Raw genomic sequence first — 18,597 nt, forward strand, 5'->3', positions numbered from 1 at the left:
TTGGTTCGGTCTGACTAGAGGAAATTTATGGAAGTATTTGCCTACCTGATCCCGTACGGCCTTGAGTGGCTGAACCTGATCGTCCGCTGGCTGCACGTCATCACGGGCATCGCCTGGATCGGTGCTTCCTTTTATTTCGTCTGGCTCGACAACTCGATCCGCCCGCCCGCGCCCGGCTCCGAGCTGGCGAAGAAGGGCGTGTCGGGAGAATTGTGGGCCGTGCATGGCGGCGGCTTCTACAATCCGCAGAAATACCTGGTGGCGCCCGCCGAACTGCCGAAGGAGCTGCACTGGTTCAAGTGGGAAGCGTATTCGACGTGGCTGTCCGGTTTTGCGCTGCTGACGATTGCCTACTATTTCAATGCGCAGGCCATGATGATCGACAAGGCCGTGGCCGATATCAGCAGCGGCCAAGCCGTCGGCATCGGCATCGCCACCCTCGTCATCGGCTGGACCGTGTACGACCTGCTGTGCCGTTCCCCACTGGCCAAACATGAACTGTGGTTCGGCGTGACGGTGTTCGCGCTGATCGTCGGTGCCGCATACGTGCTCACGCATTTGCTCAGTGGGCGTGCCGCCTACATCCACGTGGGCGCCATGATCGGCACCATCATGGTGGCCAATGTGCTGATGCTGATCATTCCCGGCCAGCGCAAGATGGTCGAGGCCATGGCGGCCGGGAAGCTGCCCGACCCCAAGCATGGCTTGAAAGCCAAGCAGCGCAGCGTGCATAACAATTATTTCACGTTGCCCGTGCTGTTCATTATGATCAGCAACCATTACGCGATGACTTACCGCAATGATCACGCGTGGCTGGTGCTGGCGCTGATCATGGCGGCCGGCGTATTCATTCGCCACTTCTTCAACCTGCGCCACAAGGGACGTGTCGAGTGGTGTTATCCTGCTCTCGGCGTGGCTTTGCTGCTGGCCGTTGCCGTGGCCATCGCACCGAAGGCGCCGGCGCCGGTAGCGACCGTGGCCGCGGTGGACCCGGCCGCGCAGTTCAAGGCCGTGCATGCCATCATCGCCCAGCGCTGCGCCACCTGCCATTCGGCCCAGCCCACGCAACCGGGTTTCGCCACGGCGCCAGCCGGCATGATGCTGGATAATGAAACGGAAATACGCCAGCACGCGGCGCAGATCTACAAGCAAGCCATCGAATTGAAGGCCATGCCGATCGGGAACCTGACGAATATGACGGAGGCCGAGCGCAGCGAATTGGGCGCCTGGCTGCAACAGACCATGCAAGGAGCAAAATGACAACGCAAGCAGAAAAAATCACGGCCTGGATCGACGAGCACTTCGACGAAGAGGTCGCATTTTTACAGCAGGTGGTGCGGCAGCCGACGGATACGCCGCCCGGCAACAATGCACCCCATGCGGACCTGGTGGCGCAGCTGCTGCAGGCGTATGGCTGGAACGCCGAAAAGCACGCCGTCCCAAAGGACCAAGTCGAGGCGTACGGCATGCAGAGCATCACCAACCTGATCGTGCGCCGGCCTTATGGCGCGGGCGGGCCGACAGTGGCCCTGAATGCGCATGGCGACGTGGTGCCGCCCGGCGACAACTGGACGTATCCGCCGTATGGCGGCCAGATCGACGGCGGCTATATGTATGGCCGCGCGACGGCCGTATCGAAAGGCGATTTCGCCACCTATGTATTTGCCGCGCGCGCGCTCGAGGCGCTGGGCATTCCGCTCAAAGGCCAGCTGGAACTGCACTTCACGTACGACGAGGAATTCGGCGGTTTGCTGGGGCCGGGCTGGCTGCTGGAACAGCAACTGACGAAACCCGATTTCGTCATCGCCGCCGGCTTCAGCTACGGCATCGTCACGGCGCACAACGCCTGTTTGCAGCTGGAAATCACCGTGCACGGCAAGTCGGGCCATGGCTCCATGCCGGAGACGGGACATGACGCGCTGCAGGCGGCCAACAAGATCCTCAATGCCATCTATGGCCAGTTGCCGGAGCTGAAAAAGATCAAATCCAAAGTGGCGGGCATCGACTCGCCCACCATGCTGGTGGGCCGCATCGATGGCGGCACGAACACCAACGTGGTGCCGGGCAAGGTGGTCATGAAGATGGACCGCCGCATGATTCCGGAAGAAGACCCGGTGGCGGTGGAAGCGCAGGTGCGTGCGCTGATCGAGGACGCCGTGCGCGGCGAGCCTGGCATCCGCCTTGAGATCCGCCGCCTGCTGCTGTCGCACGCGCTGCGGCCCTTGCCCGGTTCCGAGCAGCTGGTCGGCAGCTTGCAAAAGAATGCACAAGCGATTCTGGGCGAGACCATTCCCGCCGTCGGCACGCCGCTGTATGCGGATGCGCGCCTGTATGGCGAGCGTGGCATCCCGGCCGTGCTGTATGGCGCCGGCCCGCGCACGGTGCCCGAATCGAACGCGAAGAAGGCCGACGAACGCCTGGCGCTCGATGATTTGCGCAAGGCGAGCAAGATCGTCGCCCTGACCCTGCTCGACTTCCTGGGCGAGAAATAGGGCGGGTGCTTTGGCTTACAATGGGGCGAACATGCAAACTGTGAAGACGAGCCCCCATTGATTGAAGAGCCAAATTGAATACCCGTTTTCTCGAAGCGTTTGTCTGGGCTGCGCGGCTGGGCAGCTTTCGCACGGCGGCCGACAAGCTGCACATCACGCAGGCGGCCATCTCGAACCGCATCGCCTCGCTGGAGCAGGATTTCGGCACGCGTTTGTTCGACCGCGACGCGCGTGAAATCCGCCTGACCTTTGCCGGGCGCAACCTGCTCGTGTACGCCGAGCGCATGCTGGAATTGTGCCGCGACATGTATGCGGCCAATTCCTCGCCCGCGCTGATCACGGGCGAAGTGCGCATCGGCGTCATCGAAACCATCGTGCATACCTGGATGATCCCGTTCCTGCAGCGCGTGCAGGAGCGCTATCCGGGCATCGAGATTCAGTTGACGTCGGAATCGACGCGCCGCCTGCACGAACAGCTGCAGCAGGGCGAGCTCGATATCGCGCTGCAGACGGACATGCTGACGGGCGACCATATCCGCAGCACGGGCAGCGGCGCCATCGCCATGGGCTGGGCCGGCAGGGCCGCCGACTGGCCCGATACGGACGCGCCATACACGGTGGCGCAACTGGCGCAGCATCCGATCATCACCATGAACCGGGGCTCGCAGCCGCATTCCGCATTGAAGGCGCTGTGCCAGGACGAGGGCGTGCAGCTGGGACGGGTCCATTGCGTCAGCTCGATTTCCGCCATCGTGCGCCTGGTGAAAGCGGGTTTCGGCATCGCCGTGCTGCCGCTGGCGCCCCTGCGCGAGGAAATCGAGCAGGGCAACATCGCCCTGATCCCCTGCACCAGCAGCCTCGCGCCGCAGCGCATCGTCATCAGCTACAGCGAAGACATCACCACGGAAGCGATCCAGCTGGTGGCCATGCTGGCGTGCGAAGAGGCGGCCCGATTCACCCTGGGATTGGGCGCGGAGTATGGGGCAGGGTGACGTCGGCTTACGCTGACCGCGTAGGTCGGATTAGTGCCATGCGCGTAATCCGACAACATTGTTGGCCCGTCCCCCGCGCCACCCACAAGAAAAACTTATCAGTCGCGTTCAGAATAACCCGTTTGCCAAGTGATGGCGTGCCACCTATTCTGGGTTGGCACTCCACTTACAACGCAAAAACGGAACCATCATGACGACGTCCCCCACCTTGCCAGGCATCCTGTTTGTCTGGACCAGCGCCGACCCCGAACACGAACGCGATTTCAACCGCTGGTACGACCGCGAACACGTGGAAGAGCGCGTGCGCATTCCCGGCTTCGTCAGCGGCACGCGCTACCAGAGCGTGCGCGGTCCCCGCAAATATCTGGGCCTGTACCGCACCGATTCGCTGGGCGCGTTCCAGACTCCCGATTACTTCAAGGCCTTCGGCCAGCAGACGCCATGGTCGCTGACGAACCTGCAGCGCATGGTCGACCCCATGCGCAGAGTTTGCGCCATTGAGGCGGAAACGGGCATGGGCACGGGCGCCTGGCTGGCCGTGCTGCGCCTGGGAGCGCCGGCCATCGGCCAGGACGCGCAAGCCGTGGACGCCATGGCCACACTGGGAACGAAGCTGCTGCAGATCGACGGCGTCATTGCCACGCGTCTGCTGACACCGGACGCGAACCTGTCCGGCCCCCTGCCGGCGGAGCGAAAGGAAGGCCGCGTGCTCGATCCGATTTTCCTGATCGATGCGTCTTCCGAAAGCGCCGCCATGGCGGCCGCCAATGCCGCCAGCGCGGCGCTGGAACTGGATGCGGAACAGGCAGCCATCCTGCAACTGTCCTGGCAACTGCGCGAGGCGGACCTGCACGCCGCCTGACACGGCCGCGCGCATCTTGCCGGCACCGATAACACGAGACACGGGCCACGGCGCAGGGCAAAGCATCCTGCGCCGGGCTTGCAATAAAACTGACGAGAGAGGTAGGCTATGACCACATATACGAACGCTGCGCATCCTGCGGCCCAGGCACCGGACGGGAAGTCCACGACGGCCAAGACCGGCCGCCTGGCCACGGCCAGCATGGTCGGCACGACCCTGGAATGGTATGACTTCACCGTCTACAACACCATGGCCGCGCTGATCTTCAACCACCTGTTCTTTCCCTCGTTCGACCCGCTGACGGGCACCATCCTGGCCTTTTCCACGTATGCGGTCGGCTACATCTCGCGCCCGATCGGCGGCGTGATCTTCGGCCACCTGGGCGACAAGCTGGGACGCCGCTGGGTGCTGGTGGTGACCCTGATGCTGATGGGCGTGACGACGGGCCTGATGGGTCTCTTGCCCACGTATGCGACGGCCGGCATCTGGAGCCCGGTGCTGTTGGTGGCGCTGCGCTTTGTCCAGGGCATCGCCTTGGGGGGCGAATGGGCGGGCGCCGTGCTGATCTCCGTCGAACACGGGGCGCCGGACAAGCGGGGCCGCAACGCATCGTGGACGCAGGTGGGGCCGTCGTTCGGCACCTTGCTGGCCACAGGCTGCATCGGCCTGATCACGTATCTGCTGCCGCATGAAGCGTTCATGGACTGGGGCTGGCGCATGCCGTTCATCGCCAGCCTGCTGCTGGTGGCCTTCGGCATGTGGATACGCAGCGGCATCGAGGAAACCCCGCTGTTCAAGGAACTCGACCAGAAGGATGCGAAGGCGGAAGCGCCGATCGGCGACGTGCTGCGCCTCTACTGGCGCCGTCTGCTGATCGCCGGCGGCGTGCGCATCGGCTCGGACGTGCTGTATGCGCTGGTGGTGGTGTTCACCCTGACGTACGTGACGACGGTGCTGCACCTGTCGTCGACCCTGGCGCTGACCGCCATCATGATCGGCACGGCGTGCAATGCGCTGTCGGTGCCCGTGTTCGGCGCGCTGTCGGACAAGATCGGCCGCCGCCCCGTGTATGCGCTGGGCACTGTGCTGGGCCTCGTGTGGGCGTTTGCCTTCTTTACCTTGTTAGACACGGCCAGCCCTGCCGCCATCGTCACGGCCGTCGTCGTGGGCCTGGTCATCCACGCCATCATGTACGGCCCGCAAGCGGCCTTCGTCATCGAGCAATTTCCCACCAAGGTGCGCTATGCGGGTTCCTCGCTGGCCTACACCCTGGCCGGCGTCATCGGCGGCGGTTTCGCCCCGCTCGTCATCGCCAGCCTGTACCGCTCATATAACAGCACCATGGCCGTCTCGCTGTACGTGGCGGCGGCCTTGCTGATCACCGGCGCCGCCGTTTTTGCGGCACGCGAAACGGGCCGCGGCCCTCTTGAGGAATAACATCATGACGACATTGCATTTTCAATTGGCAGGCCACGGCCCCGTCACCTTCGACATCGATCACCTGATCATCGCCGGCTGGACGGGCCGCGACATGGCCATGGTGGAACACCATATCGCCGAACTGGAAGCCATCGGCGTGGCGCGCCCGAAAAGCGTGCCGACCTTTTACCGCGTGGCGGCGGCATTGCTGTCGAGCGACGCGGCCATCGAAGTGCCGGGCGGCGATTCGTCGGGCGAGGCCGAATTCGTGCTGTTTTCCACCGAATACGGCCTGCTGGTGGGCATCGGTTCCGACCACACGGACCGCAAGGTGGAAAGCTATGGCGTGACGGTGTCGAAGCAGATGTGCGGCAAGCCCGTGGGCGATACCTTGTGGCGCTATGCGGACGTGGCCGGCCACTGGGACCAGCTGCAGATGCGCTCCTGGCGCGAGCGCGCCGGCGTGCCGGCCCTGTACCAGGATGGCCCCGTGACGCGCATGCTGTCGCCGGAAGACCTGATTCAGCGCTACACGGGGCAAACGACTCTGTCCGTGGGCAGCGCCATGTTTTGCGGCACGCAACCGATCATCGGCGAGATGGGCCATGGCGACGCCTTCGCGCTGGAGCTGTATGATCCAGCCTTGCAGCGCCGCCTGCAGCACCGCTATGCCGTACAAACCCTGCCCGTGGAAGGATAAACAATGACCAAGACCATCCGTGAACTGGCGGCCGACCTGGCCGCCGGCCGCACCACCAGCGTGGCACTGACACAGCAGATGCTGGCGCGCGCCGAGGCGCACCGGGCGCAGGGCGGCCATGCCTATGTCAGCCTCGATGGCGAACAGGCGCTGATGGAAGCGCGGGCCAGCGATGCGGCGCGCGCCGCCGGCATCGTTGCCTCGCCGCTGGCCGGCGTACCCATCTCGATCAAGGACCTGTTCGACGTCAAAGGGCAAACCAGCAGGGCCGCCTCGCTGGCGCTGGCCGATGCCCCGCTCGCCGTGGCCGATGCGGGCGCCGTGGCGCGCCTGCGCGCGGCCGGCGCCGTCCTGCTGGGCCGCACCAACATGAGCGAATTCGCGTTTTCCGGCCTCGGCCTGAATCCCCATTACGGCACGCCGCGCAATCCGCTGGACCGCGCGCGCGTGGCGGGCGGCTCCACCTCGGGCGGCGCCGTGACGGTGGCGCTGGACATGGCGGCCGGCGCCTTGGGCACGGATACGGGCGGTTCGATCCGCATCCCGTCCGCCTTTTGCGGCCTGACGGGCTTCAAGCCAACGGCGGCGTCCGTGTCGCTGGCCGGCACGGTGCCCTTGTCGCGCTCCCTCGATTCGGCCGGCCCCATTGCGCGCAGCGTCGACTGCTGCGCCATTCTGTACGCGGCGCTGTCGGGCCATGACATCGGCGCGCAGGCGCCAGCATTGAAAGGCTTGCGCTTCGGTTTTACCCTTGATTACGTCGGTACGCACGTGGAGCCGCAGGTGCGGCAGGCTTTCGATGCGGCGCTGGACCAGCTGCGGCAAGCGGGCGCACAGGTGGAACAGTTCGATTTCCCCGAATTGCTGGAGCTGCCGGGTATCAATGGCGGTGGCGGCCTGGTGGCGGCGGAAGCCTGGCACTGGCACAGGGCGCTGCTGGAAGAGAAGGGCGCGCAGTACGACCAGCGCGTGGCGGCGCGCATCCGCCGCGGCCAGCAGCAGGGCGCGTTTGATTACATCGATTTGCTCGATGCGCGTGCGCGCCTGATCGCCATCGCGAAGCAGCGTCTGGCGCCATTCGACGCCTGGCTGATGCCCAGCGTGGCCATACTCGCGCCGGAAGTCGCGCCGCTGGAAGCGGATGACGCCACCTTCTTTGCCACGAATGGGCTGGTGCTGCGCAACGCCAGCGTGATCAACTTCCTCGATGGCTGCGCGCTGTCCTTGCCATGCCATGCCGAGGGCGAGCTGCCCGTGGGACTGGGCATTTGCGGCCTGGCCGGCGCCGACGATACAGTGTTGCAAATCGGCCGCGCCATGGAGGCGCTGCTACGGGGGAGTGCAAAAGAATAATGCTGTAGTGCAGGAAAATGCCAACTCTGTCATGATGGCTGGCATTAACATGGGAAAGTCGCGCTTCGGGCGCCGGCAAACTTCACACTGTGCACCGATACGACCTGATTAGCTGTCATGACTGCGGCGTGTTGTACCGCAAACGTCCGCTGCGTCCACGCGAAAAGGCGCGCTGCATCCGTTGCCGCTCGGTGTTGTATCGCGGCGCCCACGCGCGGGGAGCATCGGCCGAATTGAGCAAGGTGGTGGCGCTTACCCTGGGCGCCGCCTTCGTCTTCCTGATCGCCCAGTTTTTCCCCATCGTCGAACTCGACGTCAATGGCCTGACCTCCAGCGCCACCTTGCTCGGTTCCATCCGCGTGCTGTGGTCCGAGCAGATGCACATCGTGGCGACGATGGTCTTCCTGTTTACCATACTCTTTCCCGCCATCGAACTCGGTTCGCTGCTGTATGTGGCGCTGGGCTTGCGCCGCAGCGTCAAGGTGCCGGGCTTTAACCGCGTACTGCGCGCCGTGCAGACGGCGCGCGAATGGGGCATGACGGAGGTGCTGATGATCGGCATCCTGATCACCGTCGTCAAGATGACCAGCCTGGCCACGGTGCTGCCGCAACCGGGCTTGTTCGCGTTTGGCGCGCTGACTCTGATGCTGGCCATCGTCGTCTCGTTCGACCCCAAGGCCCTGTGGAACCTGGGCGACGACCTGACCCGCCAGGCGCTGCCCGGCCTGCGTTACAAGGCCTTCGCTCCGGGCGAGAAGGTGGTTCCCTGCCATGCCTGCGGCCTGGTGGCGCCGCCCCTGGGCAAGGGCAAGCACCTGGCGTGCGTGCGCTGCGGCACGGCGCTGCACGTGCGCAAACCGGACAGCATCAACCGCACCTGGGCCTTGCTGATCGCCGCCATGATCCTCTACATTCCCGCCAACCTGCTGCCCGTGATGGTGACGCAATCGCTGTTCGGCGCGCAAGACGACACCATCATGAGCGGCGTGGTGCTGTTCTGGAGCAGCGGCTCGAAAGGCCTGGCCATCATCATTTTCATTGCCAGCGTGGTCGTGCCCATGCTCAAGCTGGGCGTGCTGGCGCTGCTGGCGTTCACGGCGCAGCGGCGTTCGCGCTGGCGGCCGCGCCAGCGCACCATTTTGTACCGCATGGTTGAATTCATCGGCCGCTGGTCCATGCTCGACATCTTTGTCGTCACCCTGACGGTGGCGCTGGTGCGCTTCAAGTCGCTGGCCGTGATCACGGCCGGACCCGGCGCCCTGGCCTTTGGCGCCGTGGTGGTGCTGACGATGCTGGCGGCGATGCAGTTCGACCCGCGCCTGATCTGGGACCCCGTCGACGACAAGGCGGCCGAGGATGAAAAACGCAGCAGTACAGAAAATACCGGAAACAATACAGTGATTGGAGAACAGCATGGCTGACAAAGAAACGGGCGACCTTGCCGAAACCGGCGCACGGCCTCTGCCCGAACCCGATGTGGACCCGGCCAGCCGATGGCTGCCGTCGCTGGTGTGGCTCATTCCGCTGCTGGCCGCGCTGATCGGCGCCGGCCTGGCCGCCAAGTCCATCCTCGACCAGGGACCCACGGTGACGGTCAGCTTCAAGAGCGCCGAAGGCCTGGAGCCGGGCAAGACCAAGGTCAAATACAAGGATGTCGATATCGGCCAGGTGCGCGCCATCACCCTGGGCGACGACTTGAGCAAGGTGCTCGTGACGATCGACATGAGCAAGGAAGCGCGCCGCTTCGCCACCGCCGATTCGCGCTTCTGGGTGGTGCGCCCGCAGATCGGCGCCAGCGGCGTGACGGGCCTGGGCACCTTGCTGTCGGGCGCCTACATCGGTGTCGACACGGGCAAGTCGGAAGCCAAAAAAGAGAATTTCGTCGGCATGGAGAGCCCGCCCGCCGTGGCGGGAGACCAGAAGGGCAAGCTGTACACCTTGCATGCGGACAGCCTCGGCTCCGTCGACGTGGGCTCGCCCCTGTTCTTCCACCGCCTGCGCGTGGGCAAGGTGGTCAGCTTCGCGCTGGACAAGGACGGCAACGGCATCACCATGTCGGTCTTCGTGAACGCACCGTACGACCAGTTTGTCGGCAAGGATGCGCGCTGGTGGCATGCCAGCGGCGTCGACGTGCGTCTCGATTCGAACGGTTTCAAATTGAATACGCAATCGCTGGCGGCCATGCTGGTGGGCGGCATCGCCTTCGAGGCGGAACATGGCCGCAAACCCGTGGAACCGGCGCCGGCCGGCACCAACTACCGCCTGGCGGCCGACGAGGCCAGCGCCATGCGCGAGCCCGATGGCGAGGCGATTACCACCGTGTTCTATTTCGACCAGTCCCTGCGCGGCTTGCAGCCTGGCGCCACGGTGGACTTCCGCGGCATCGTGCTGGGCGAGGTGCGCTCGGTGGGCATCGAATTTGACCCCGTGAAGAAGAACTTCCGCATGCCCGTCACCGTCAACCTGTACCCGGCCCGCCTGGGCATGCGCTTCAAGGCCGCCGTCGACGATGAGGAAGGCTCGGCCGGCCACCAGCTGCTCGAACGCATGGTCAGCCGTGGCTTGCGCGCCCAGCTACGCACGGGCAACCTGCTGACCAGCCAGTTGTACATCGCGCTCGACTTCTTCCCGAAAGCGCCGAAGGTGGCGCTCGATCCGAACAGGTATCCGATGGAAGTGCCGACCGTGCCCAATACCCTCGATGAATTGCAGACGCAGATCGCCAGCATTGCCCGCAAGCTCGATCAGGTGCCGTACGCGGAGATCGGCAACAACCTGAACGCCACCATCAAGCAGGCCAATACCCTGTTCAAGCAGCTCGATGGCCAGGTGGTGCCGGAAATGCGCGATACCCTGACGGCGGCGAAACAGACCTTTGGCACGGCCGAACAGGTGCTGCAAAAAGATTCCCCGCTGCAGTCGGACGTGCGCCAGGCCTTGCAGCAGCTGACGCAAACCCTGCAATCGCTCAATGCCCTGTCGGATTATCTGGAGCGTCATCCCGAGTCCCTGATCCGCGGTAAAAAAGGAGATGAAAAAAAATGATGAAACCGATTTTTTCCGCGCTGCTGGCGGCCAGCCTGCTGGGCGCCTGCTCCACGCCCCAGCCCGAGCATTTCTATACGCTCAGCGGCGGCGCCGACGCGCAGCCGGCCAAGCCCGTCAAATACTATGTCGAGGTGCTGGCCGTCAGCGTGCCGCAGCAGGTGAGCCGCAACCAGTTTGTTGTAACAGCGCCTTCGGGCCGCATCGAATTGCTGGAGCAGCAGCGCTGGGCGGGGCCGCTGGCCGGTGAAATCGGCCAGGCCCTGTCGACGGCCGTGACGAACGACCTGGGCGCCATCGATGTATTTCGCACGCCATACCCGGACAAGCTGCCCGTGTACCGCATCAGCACCAATGTGCAGCGTTTCGAGTCGGTGATGGGCCAGTATGCGCTGATCGACGCCGTCTGGAGCGTGCGCCAGCTGGCCAGCAACAAGGTGGTCACTTGCCGCACGGTCGCCAATGAAAAGGTGGGCGCCGGCTACGACGAACTGGTGCTCGGTCACCGCCGCGCAGTGAACCGCATCGCCGCCGATACGGCAAGTGTCGTGCGCGCTTTTGACAACGGCAACGCAGCCTGCCCGGCCGGCTGAGCCGCTTTCCGCTACCCAGTCCCGGCGGCCGCTGGTAAAATGCGGCCATGGGAATGACCTTGTTCACGCGCCGCTTTGCCGCCTGGATCGCCTGTTTCGCGATCCTGCTGGCGGCGCTCGCGCCATCGATTTCCCAAGCCGTCGCCAACGCCAAGCAGGAGTCCGGCTCCGGCTGGGCGGAAATCTGCTCCGTGGCCGGTATCCGTTTTGTCCAGCTTGCCCAATCCGATGGCGGCGCCGCCGATGAAAAGTCCGGCGGCAAGGCCATGCAGATGGAGCATTGCGCCTTCTGTTCCACGCATGCGGGCTCCGTCGGCCTGCCGCCGACCAGCCCCGTGCTGCCGCTGCTTGTGGCCAGCGGCACGGCCATTTTCCCATCCCTGTACTACCAGTCACCCGCACCACTGTTCATCTGGTCCACGGCGCAATCGCGCGCGCCGCCCGCTCTCGTCTGAGTTTTTGCATTTTCAATGCTGGCGTTGTCCACCTTGCGGTGTGACGCGCCGCATCCGCACACTTATACGAGAATCACATGAACAAGAAATTATTGGTGCTGGCCGTCGCCATCACCGTGGCCTACCCGTGCGCACAAGCGCAGCAACCTGACCAAGCCGACCACGCCATCGACACGGTCGTCGTTTCCGGCTCGCGCGCGCAATCGTGGCTGTCCGAGACGCCGCAAGCGATCGGCGTCGTCAATGCCAAAACCCTGGAACGCGACAAGCCCAAGACCATGGGCGATATCCTCAACCGCATCGCCGGCGTGTACTGGAACGACCTGGGCAACGAGCAGCACAGCATGAGCATCCGCCAGCCCATCGGCACGAATGCCGTCTACCAGTACCTGGAAGACGGCATTCCCATCCGCCCGCTGGGCGTCTTCAACCATAACTCGCTCAACGAAATGAACATGGGGGGCGCCAGCGGCGTGGAAGTGGTGAAGGGCGCCGCCTCCTCGCTGTACGGCAGCAATGCCGTCGGCGGCGCCGTCAATTTCCTCACGGCCGGCGCCAGCGTGACGCCGACGGCAAGCGTGGGCGTGCGGCGCGACAACGTGGGCGGATTCACTCGTTACGACACGGCCGCCAGCGATACCTGGGGCCCGCTGGGATTGCGCTTTTCCCACTACAGTTCGCGCCGTTCGCGCGACAACTGGCAAGAGTACAGCTATGGCGACAAGGATTCGTTCTCGCTGCGCGCCGACTATGCGCTCAGCCCCACGTCCCAGCTGCGCGCCACCATCGTCCACACGGATCTCGATGCGGCCATGACGGGCAGCCTGTTCGAGAACGATTACCGCAATAATCCCGGCAAGAGCCTGAACACGTTTAGCTACCGCAAGGACAAGACCACGCGCATGAACCTGGCGTGGGAGGGTGCGACGACGGCCAATGGCACGAGCACCGTCACCGTGTTTACGCGCAAGAACGACCATGGGCAGCTTCCCGCGTACTCCATCGGCAGCTGCGCGGGACTGTTGTGCAAGGGCGTCATCAACAACAACCACGTCTATTCGCTGGGGCTGGACGTGAAGCACCAGCAGGAATTCGCGTGGCTGCGCTCGCGCCTGGTCGCCGGCGTCTACGTGGACCAGAGCGACAATCCCTTTGTCAGCGATAACCTGTCCATCGTGCGCGATGCGGCCACGGGCCGCTATCTGCGCTATACCCTGGCCAATGCGTCCAATCCGCAGGGCGTGCGCGACTACCAGACGGATATCCTCAACACGGCCGTCTTCGCGCAGTGGGAATTTACGCCGCTGGCCGGCACGCGCGTGGTGCTGGGCGGCCGCTCGGACGCCATCCGCTACGACTACCATAACAAGCTGGCGCCGGGCGGCAGCGTCAATTACGGCGCGCCCGACGAGTCGCGCAGCTTTTCGCATGTGAGCCCGAAGCTGGGCGCCACCTACGCCATCGGCCATGCGGGCAGCGCGTATGCGAACGTCAGCCAGGGTTTCACGCCGCCCGAAGTGAGCCAGCTGTATGGCAAGACGGGCATCGCCGACTTGCAGCCGTCCGTCTACAACAACTATGAACTGGGCTTGCGCTGGGCCTTTTTGCAGGGCCGCTTGAAACTCGATACTGCCCTGTACCGGCTCGACGGGCGCGACACCATCGTCAGCTACACGCTTTCGCCGGGGAATAGCGAAAACCGCAATGCGGGGCGCACGCGCAGCGAAGGGCTGGAGCTGGGCCTGAACTACGACAGCGGCCAGTTCGACGCCCGCTTCGCCACGGCCATCGCGCGCCACCGCTACCTGCGCTACCAGGTGTCCTCCACTCTCGATTACAGCGGCCGCAGCATGCCGCAGGCGCCGCGCGACATCACCTCGTTCGAGATCGGCTACAAGCCCGTGGCCGGCTCGCGTATCGCGCTCGAAGCCGTGCACCAGGGCCGCTACTGGATGAACAATGCCAACACGGTGGAGTACAAGGGCCATGCGCTGCTGAATGTGCGCGCCAGCTATCAGCTCGCGCGCGGGCTGGAAGCGTGGGCGCAGGTGCGCAACCTCGCCGACAAACGCTATGCCGATTCGGCCAGCAGCAGTTACTCGGGCACGGGCAGTTACGCGGCCAATACGCAGAACCAGTACACGCCAGGTGCGCCGCGCAGCGTGATGCTGGGCCTGTCCTATACCTATACCGCACTGTGAGGATGGCCATGGACGATTTCACCTTTCTCATCGCGCGGCGCAAAAGCCTGTACTGGCGCATCCACTTCTGGGCCGCGCTGATCGCCTCGCCATTCGCGCTGGTGGCCACCCTGACGGGCATGTTGTATGTGTTCACGCCGCAGATCGAGGCAAGGCTGTACCAGCACCTCGACCATGTGGCGCCGCAGGCGTCCATGCTGCCGCTGGACACCGCCGTGGCGGCAGCGGAGCGGGCGGCGCCGCGTGGCTGGACGGTGCAGCACGTGGTGCCGCCGTTTCAGCAGGACGATGCGGTGCAGGTGGCGTTCGCGCCGCCCGGCGGCGCGCAGGATGAACATGCGGGTCATGGCGGACATGCTGCGCCGGCCAAGCCGAAATTCGGCCTGCCCGCGCAAGCCATCGTCGTCTACGTGAACCCTTACGATGCGCGCGTGCTGGGCAGCCTGGCCAGCAGCGAGCGCTTTGGCAACTGGGCGAAAAAGCTGCATTCGCGCCTGCTGCAAAATGATGGCTGGCGCTGGATGATCGAGCTGGCCGCCAGCTGGCTGATGGTGATGCTGGTGACGGGCGTGGTGCTGTGGTGGCCGCGCGGCGCGCAATCGGGCTTGCCGAAGCGGGGCGCGCGCGGTCGCAATGGCTGGCGCCAGTGGCATGCTTTTCTTGGCGTGGCGCTTGGCATCGTCAGCGTCGTGATCCTGACGACGGGGCTGACGTGGAGCCAGCAGGCGGGCGGGCGCATCCGCGCGCTGCGCGACGTCAGCGGCCAGGCGCCGCCGCCCGTGCCGCGCAGCCTGCATTCGCGCGAGGAGGGCGCGCCGCTCGACTGGCAGGATGCGTGGCAGGTGGCGCGCAGCCATGCGCCCGCCATCGCCGTGCAGCTGACGGCGCCGGCCAACCAGGACGATGTGTGGCGCGCCACGATGGCCGACCGCAGCCAGCCCACCTTGCGCTTCGACCTGCAGTTCGACGCTTACAGCGGCAAGCCTTTGTACTATGCGGGGTGGGAAGCGCAGACGGCGTTCGGCAAAGCCACGGCCATCGGCATCCCGTTTCATCGCGGCGAGTTCGGCTGGTGGAACCAGGCCTTGCTGCTGGTGTTTGGCGCCAGCATGCTGTTCTCGCTGGTGTCGGGCTGGGTGATGTTTTTCAAGCGGCGTTTGCCAGGCTCGCTGGGCTTGCCCAAGCTGCTGCCGGGCGCCTGGAGTTCGCCGTCCGCGCTGGCCTGGCTGGCGGCGGTGCTCATGTGCGCGCTGATGCCGCTGCTGCTCGTTTCCGGCGGCATGTTGCTGCTGCTGGAGCTGGTCCTTGCACGGGCTAGCCGCCGACGATGGGCTGCGCGATGATCCAGAGACTGAGCAAAGTGTAGGCGATCATCAGCGCCAGCATCGGATACTGGCTGCGCAGGGCCTCGCGGCGGCTGGCGTACAGGCGCAGCGCGCAGACGTGGGCCAGCCAGACGGCCGCCACGTGGCCGGCGACGATGGCGAAGAGCGATACGTACCACACCACCTTGGCGTCGACGATGCCAAGGCGGATGAAGTACAGCTTCGTGCCGAACAGGTCCCAGCCCAGGCCCAGAGGGTCCGACGCCAGCGGAATCAGATACTGGCCTGCCATCGCCAGGAAGGAAAGGTAATGGGCGAAATGGTAGGCGATGGCGATCGGCACCAGGGTCAGCACGAAGTGGCCAGCCACGCGCAGCAGGGGCAGGGCCGGCTGGCCATCGCTGGTGCCGCAGCGGGCGATCAGCACGCAAAACAGCAGGAACACCAGCAGGAACAGGGCCGGCATCAGCAGCAGGGCGGCCGTGGTGATCCAGGCCAGCGCGCCCGGCGCCACGGCGAGGACGGCGTCGACGATGTCATACCACGTTTGCGTTTCCAACATGCCGTCGAAACTGACGGACGCCAGCATCAGGACCACCAGCACCAGGCAGGCGGGTCGCACGGGTTCCGCCGTCAGCAATCCCGCCGCGTATGGGCGCACGTAGCAGGCGCCGTCGCGGAATGCCACGGGCGCAAAGCGCGCCAGCAGGCCGAAGACGACGCTGAACACTTCCACATGGCGCAGCCAGGCGGCGCGGCCGAACAGCGCCATGCCCACCCATGTGCAAGCCGAATACAGCAGCATGCTCCACGCGAGCCTGGCCGGCTGTTCGCTGCCTTCCCAGTTCAGCTCCATCCAGATAAAGCAGAAAAACAGGATGGCGGCCGGCCATCTGTCGAGCCAGCGGGGCCAGCTGAGCGGCGCGCGCCAGCGGGGAAACAGCTGCTGCGCCGCGCGCGCCACGCTGTCGAGCGGATTGACCAGTGCCCACAGGTCACCCACCAGTGCCGAGACATACGCCATGCCTACCCACCAGATGGCCCACACCATGGCGGGCGCGATATTTTTCACGGGATTCTGCACGCCCACCAGCCCCGCCACGATCACCAGGACATACAGGGCCAGTACCAGCAGGCGCAGCGCGAAGGCGATGACGTCCGCGCCGGGAATGCGCCGCAGGAGCAGGCGCGCATAGTCGCCCCGGTACCGCGCGCCGGCATCATCGCGGCGCCACAGGGCCAGGAAGGCAAACGACAGCGCCACTGTCAACGCCGCGCCGGTGAGATAGAGCCATAGCGGCAAGGGCAGGTCGTAGCGCTGGCCAAAGCCGTGCGCATGGGCGATGCCTGGAGCGGCCAACAGGCCGGCAGCGGCGGCGCGCCCCATCATCGCGGCAGCACTTCCAGGTACATCAGGGGCGCCTCGCGGTGGTGCTTGTGCTGCTTGTCCTTGCCCTCCGTTTGCGCGCCATAGCCGTGCGCGGACACGGGGAAGCGTCCCGGCACCGCAGCGTCGATACGCATGGCTTTTGTTTCGCCCGGCTTGACCGTCAGCAGCTGGTCGTAGCCATGCAAGTGGATATTGACTATTTCGTCGGTAGTCCAATCGAGCGTGATTGTATCGTGTTGTTTGACCCTTATCGTCGGCGGTTTGGCGGCGATTTTGCGCTGCGCGATGGCCAGCGCCGCACGCTGTTGCGGCAACTGCCGGCTGGCCGCCAGACCGCTCTGCGACTGGCTTTGCGCCGACATGCACAGCAGGAAAATGGCCAGGCCCAGGCCGGCAAGGGAAGGGCGGAGCGAATATTTTTTCATGCTTAAATTCTAGGAAAGATTTCCAGTATTGGCCATTTGAAAAAAAGCGCCAGTTTCAAAAAGTGCGGACGTAGAATGATCGGCGCGGATCCGACGACACCTGGAAAAGGCGGGGGAGATGATGACAAATAAAAAAGCGATGTTGGCATTGGCCGTGACATGCATGGCGGCGTTGCCCGCGACGGCCGAAATCCTCGCCATGGTCAATTACGAGAGCAAGGCGCCCGAGTCATTGAAGTCGCTGAAAAGCCCCGTCGCGCCGCCGTCGCGCAAGGAAGGCATCGCCATCATCGATGTCGATCCTGAGTCGAAAAACTTCGGCAAGATCGTGCGCGACATTCCCCTGCCGCCGGACCTGGTGGCGCACCATATTTTTTATAACCACGACATGAGCAAGGCCTACATCACGGCGCTGGGCAAGACGCAGCTGCGCGTGATGGACATGCGCCACAAGGACTTGCCGATCAAGGTGATCGAGGTGCCGACTTGCCAGGTGGGCGAGGACATCGTCTTTTCGGATGACCGCAAGCGCTGGTACTTGAGCTGCATGGGTTCGCAGGCGATGCTGGAAGGCGACGCCGTGCACGACAAGCCGGGGCGCACCGTCAAGCTGCCGGCGCCATATCCGCATGGCCTGGCCGTCCACGACGGCATCGACCGCACCCTGCTGACGAGCACCATCCGCCCCACGGACCTGGGCGACGCGGGTGAAGTGATCAGCGTGGTGGAAACGAGCACGGGCAAGGTGCTGGGCACGCACAAACTGTCGAAAAAGCCGTCGCCGTCGGGCGAAGCGCCGGTGGAAGTGCTGTTCGTCCCAGGCAGCAATCCGCCCGTCGCCTACGTCGCCAATATGTACGGCGGCACCGTGTGGACGGCCACGTGGAATCCGACGACAAAGGATTTCGACACGGCCCAGGTGCATGACTTTGCGGAGCAAAAGGCGGGCGTGCCGCTGGAACTGTATTTCAACAAGGGCGCTACGCGCCTGTACCTGACGACGGCCAAGCCGGGCCACCTGCATATCTTCGACCTGACGGGCGGCATCGGCAAGCCACGGCTGGTGAAATCGATTCCCGCAGCCGAAGGCGCGCACCACGTGGCGTTCAACAGAGATGGCCGCTATGCCTTCGTGCAGAATGCGCTGCTCAACCTGCCGGGCATGAGCGATGGCAGCATCACCGTCATCGACATGAAAAAGGAGGCGGTGGCGGGCAGTGTCGATACCCTGAAAAACAAGGGTCTCAATCCGAACAGCATCGTGCTGCTGCCGAAGTGGAATGACTTCATGGGACATTGAAAGACGCATTCGGCTAGAATGAAAGGGCGCGGCCAGGCTCGTTGC

The 18,597-nt window shown here is 64.6% G+C and carries 16 protein-coding genes; 14 read left to right on the forward strand and 2 right to left on the reverse strand.

Going from position 1 to position 18,597, the window contains the following annotated elements:
* Positions 1-27 precede the first annotated feature (27 nt).
* The 13 genes from GYK42_RS24555 to GYK42_RS24615 all read left to right on the forward strand — a co-directional run bounded on the left by GYK42_RS24555 (position 28) and on the right by GYK42_RS24615 (position 15,455).
* Positions 28-1,260 (forward strand): urate hydroxylase PuuD, encoded by a 1,233-nt coding sequence (locus GYK42_RS24555; protein ID WP_166449618.1) that lies wholly within the window; start codon positions 28-30, stop codon positions 1,258-1,260.
* A complete protein-coding gene (locus tag GYK42_RS24560; protein ID WP_166449619.1) occupies positions 1,257-2,492 on the forward strand; it encodes a M20/M25/M40 family metallo-hydrolase in 1,236 nt (411 codons plus the stop codon). The genes GYK42_RS24555 and GYK42_RS24560 overlap by 4 nt, the downstream gene beginning before the upstream one ends.
* A gap of 74 nt (positions 2,493-2,566) precedes the next feature.
* Positions 2,567-3,484 carry a LysR family transcriptional regulator gene (locus GYK42_RS24565; protein WP_166449620.1) on the forward strand — a complete coding sequence of 306 codons (918 nt, stop codon included), beginning with the start codon at positions 2,567-2,569 and terminating at the stop codon, positions 3,482-3,484.
* 190 nt (positions 3,485-3,674) lie between these two features.
* Entirely contained in the window at positions 3,675-4,346 is a 672-nt protein-coding gene (locus GYK42_RS24570) for a DUF4286 family protein (RefSeq protein WP_166449621.1), read from the forward strand.
* A gap of 108 nt (positions 4,347-4,454) precedes the next feature.
* Entirely contained in the window at positions 4,455-5,783 is a 1,329-nt protein-coding gene (locus GYK42_RS24575; protein WP_166449622.1) for an MFS transporter, read from the forward strand.
* Between the two features lie 4 nt (positions 5,784-5,787).
* Positions 5,788-6,465 carry a DUF2848 domain-containing protein gene (locus GYK42_RS24580; RefSeq protein ID WP_166449623.1) on the forward strand — a complete coding sequence of 226 codons (678 nt, stop codon included), beginning with the start codon at positions 5,788-5,790 and terminating at the stop codon, positions 6,463-6,465.
* 3 nt (positions 6,466-6,468) lie between these two features.
* Positions 6,469-7,818: an amidase gene (locus GYK42_RS24585; protein WP_166449624.1), complete on the forward strand. Its 1,350-nt coding sequence runs from the start codon at positions 6,469-6,471 to the stop codon at positions 7,816-7,818.
* Positions 7,819-7,946: 128 nt separating this feature from the next.
* Complete coding sequence (locus GYK42_RS24590; RefSeq protein WP_431190186.1) at positions 7,947-9,239, forward strand: paraquat-inducible protein A; 1,293 nt, start codon at positions 7,947-7,949, stop codon at positions 9,237-9,239.
* Positions 9,232-10,863: an intermembrane transport protein PqiB gene (locus tag GYK42_RS24595; RefSeq protein ID WP_166449626.1), complete on the forward strand. Its 1,632-nt coding sequence runs from the start codon at positions 9,232-9,234 to the stop codon at positions 10,861-10,863. The genes GYK42_RS24590 and GYK42_RS24595 overlap by 8 nt, the downstream gene beginning before the upstream one ends.
* Complete coding sequence (locus GYK42_RS24600; protein WP_240943794.1) at positions 10,860-11,456, forward strand: PqiC family protein; 597 nt, start codon at positions 10,860-10,862, stop codon at positions 11,454-11,456. Before GYK42_RS24595 ends, GYK42_RS24600 begins: the two co-directional genes overlap by 4 nt.
* Before the next feature lie 47 nt (positions 11,457-11,503).
* Complete coding sequence (locus GYK42_RS24605; protein WP_240943796.1) at positions 11,504-11,911, forward strand: DUF2946 domain-containing protein; 408 nt, start codon at positions 11,504-11,506, stop codon at positions 11,909-11,911.
* 77 nt (positions 11,912-11,988) lie between these two features.
* Complete coding sequence (locus GYK42_RS24610; protein ID WP_240943798.1) at positions 11,989-14,112, forward strand: TonB-dependent receptor family protein; 2,124 nt, start codon at positions 11,989-11,991, stop codon at positions 14,110-14,112.
* A gap of 8 nt (positions 14,113-14,120) precedes the next feature.
* Complete coding sequence (locus tag GYK42_RS24615; RefSeq protein WP_166449627.1) at positions 14,121-15,455, forward strand: PepSY-associated TM helix domain-containing protein; 1,335 nt, start codon at positions 14,121-14,123, stop codon at positions 15,453-15,455.
* Here the strand turns inward: GYK42_RS24615 and GYK42_RS24620 are convergent.
* Positions 15,427-16,827: a hypothetical protein gene (locus GYK42_RS24620; protein ID WP_166449628.1), complete on the reverse strand. Its 1,401-nt coding sequence runs from the start codon at positions 16,825-16,827 to the stop codon at positions 15,427-15,429. The genes GYK42_RS24615 and GYK42_RS24620 overlap by 29 nt on opposite strands.
* On the reverse strand, positions 16,824-17,252 hold the full coding sequence (locus tag GYK42_RS24625; protein WP_166449629.1) for a hypothetical protein: 429 nt from the start codon (positions 17,250-17,252) through the stop codon (positions 16,824-16,826). The genes GYK42_RS24620 and GYK42_RS24625 overlap by 4 nt, the downstream gene beginning before the upstream one ends.
* Before the next feature lie 118 nt (positions 17,253-17,370).
* Here GYK42_RS24625 and GYK42_RS24630 point away from each other — a divergent pair, with 118 nt between their 5' ends.
* Positions 17,371-18,552 carry a YncE family protein gene (locus GYK42_RS24630; protein ID WP_166449630.1) on the forward strand — a complete coding sequence of 394 codons (1,182 nt, stop codon included), beginning with the start codon at positions 17,371-17,373 and terminating at the stop codon, positions 18,550-18,552.
* Positions 18,553-18,597 lie beyond the last annotated feature (45 nt).

This window comes from Janthinobacterium lividum, assembly GCF_011601275.1.
Lineage (GTDB): Bacteria > Pseudomonadota > Gammaproteobacteria > Burkholderiales > Burkholderiaceae_D > Janthinobacterium > Janthinobacterium lividum_E.

What these genes read in the sequence shown, in the direction of transcription:
- GYK42_RS24555 (WP_166449618.1), top strand. Translation starts at nt 28, where the DNA reads ATGGAAGTATTTGCCTACCTGATCCCGTACGGCCTTGAGTGGCTGAAC.
- GYK42_RS24560 (WP_166449619.1), top strand. Translation starts at nt 1,257, where the DNA reads ATGACAACGCAAGCAGAAAAAATCACGGCCTGGATCGACGAGCACTTC.
- GYK42_RS24570 (WP_166449621.1), top strand. Translation starts at nt 3,675, where the DNA reads ATGACGACGTCCCCCACCTTGCCAGGCATCCTGTTTGTCTGGACCAGC.
- GYK42_RS24575 (WP_166449622.1), top strand. Translation starts at nt 4,455, where the DNA reads ATGACCACATATACGAACGCTGCGCATCCTGCGGCCCAGGCACCGGAC.
- GYK42_RS24580 (WP_166449623.1), top strand. Translation starts at nt 5,788, where the DNA reads ATGACGACATTGCATTTTCAATTGGCAGGCCACGGCCCCGTCACCTTC.
- GYK42_RS24585 (WP_166449624.1), top strand. Translation starts at nt 6,469, where the DNA reads ATGACCAAGACCATCCGTGAACTGGCGGCCGACCTGGCCGCCGGCCGC.
- GYK42_RS24595 (WP_166449626.1), top strand. Translation starts at nt 9,232, where the DNA reads ATGGCTGACAAAGAAACGGGCGACCTTGCCGAAACCGGCGCACGGCCT.
- GYK42_RS24600 (WP_240943794.1), top strand. Translation starts at nt 10,860, where the DNA reads ATGATGAAACCGATTTTTTCCGCGCTGCTGGCGGCCAGCCTGCTGGGC.
- GYK42_RS24605 (WP_240943796.1), top strand. Translation starts at nt 11,504, where the DNA reads ATGGGAATGACCTTGTTCACGCGCCGCTTTGCCGCCTGGATCGCCTGT.
- GYK42_RS24610 (WP_240943798.1), top strand. Translation starts at nt 11,989, where the DNA reads ATGAACAAGAAATTATTGGTGCTGGCCGTCGCCATCACCGTGGCCTAC.
- GYK42_RS24615 (WP_166449627.1), top strand. Translation starts at nt 14,121, where the DNA reads ATGGACGATTTCACCTTTCTCATCGCGCGGCGCAAAAGCCTGTACTGG.
- GYK42_RS24620 (WP_166449628.1), bottom strand. Translation starts at nt 16,827, where the DNA reads ATGATGGGGCGCGCCGCCGCTGCCGGCCTGTTGGCCGCTCCAGGCATC.
- GYK42_RS24625 (WP_166449629.1), bottom strand. Translation starts at nt 17,252, where the DNA reads ATGAAAAAATATTCGCTCCGCCCTTCCCTTGCCGGCCTGGGCCTGGCC.
- GYK42_RS24630 (WP_166449630.1), top strand. Translation starts at nt 17,371, where the DNA reads ATGATGACAAATAAAAAAGCGATGTTGGCATTGGCCGTGACATGCATG.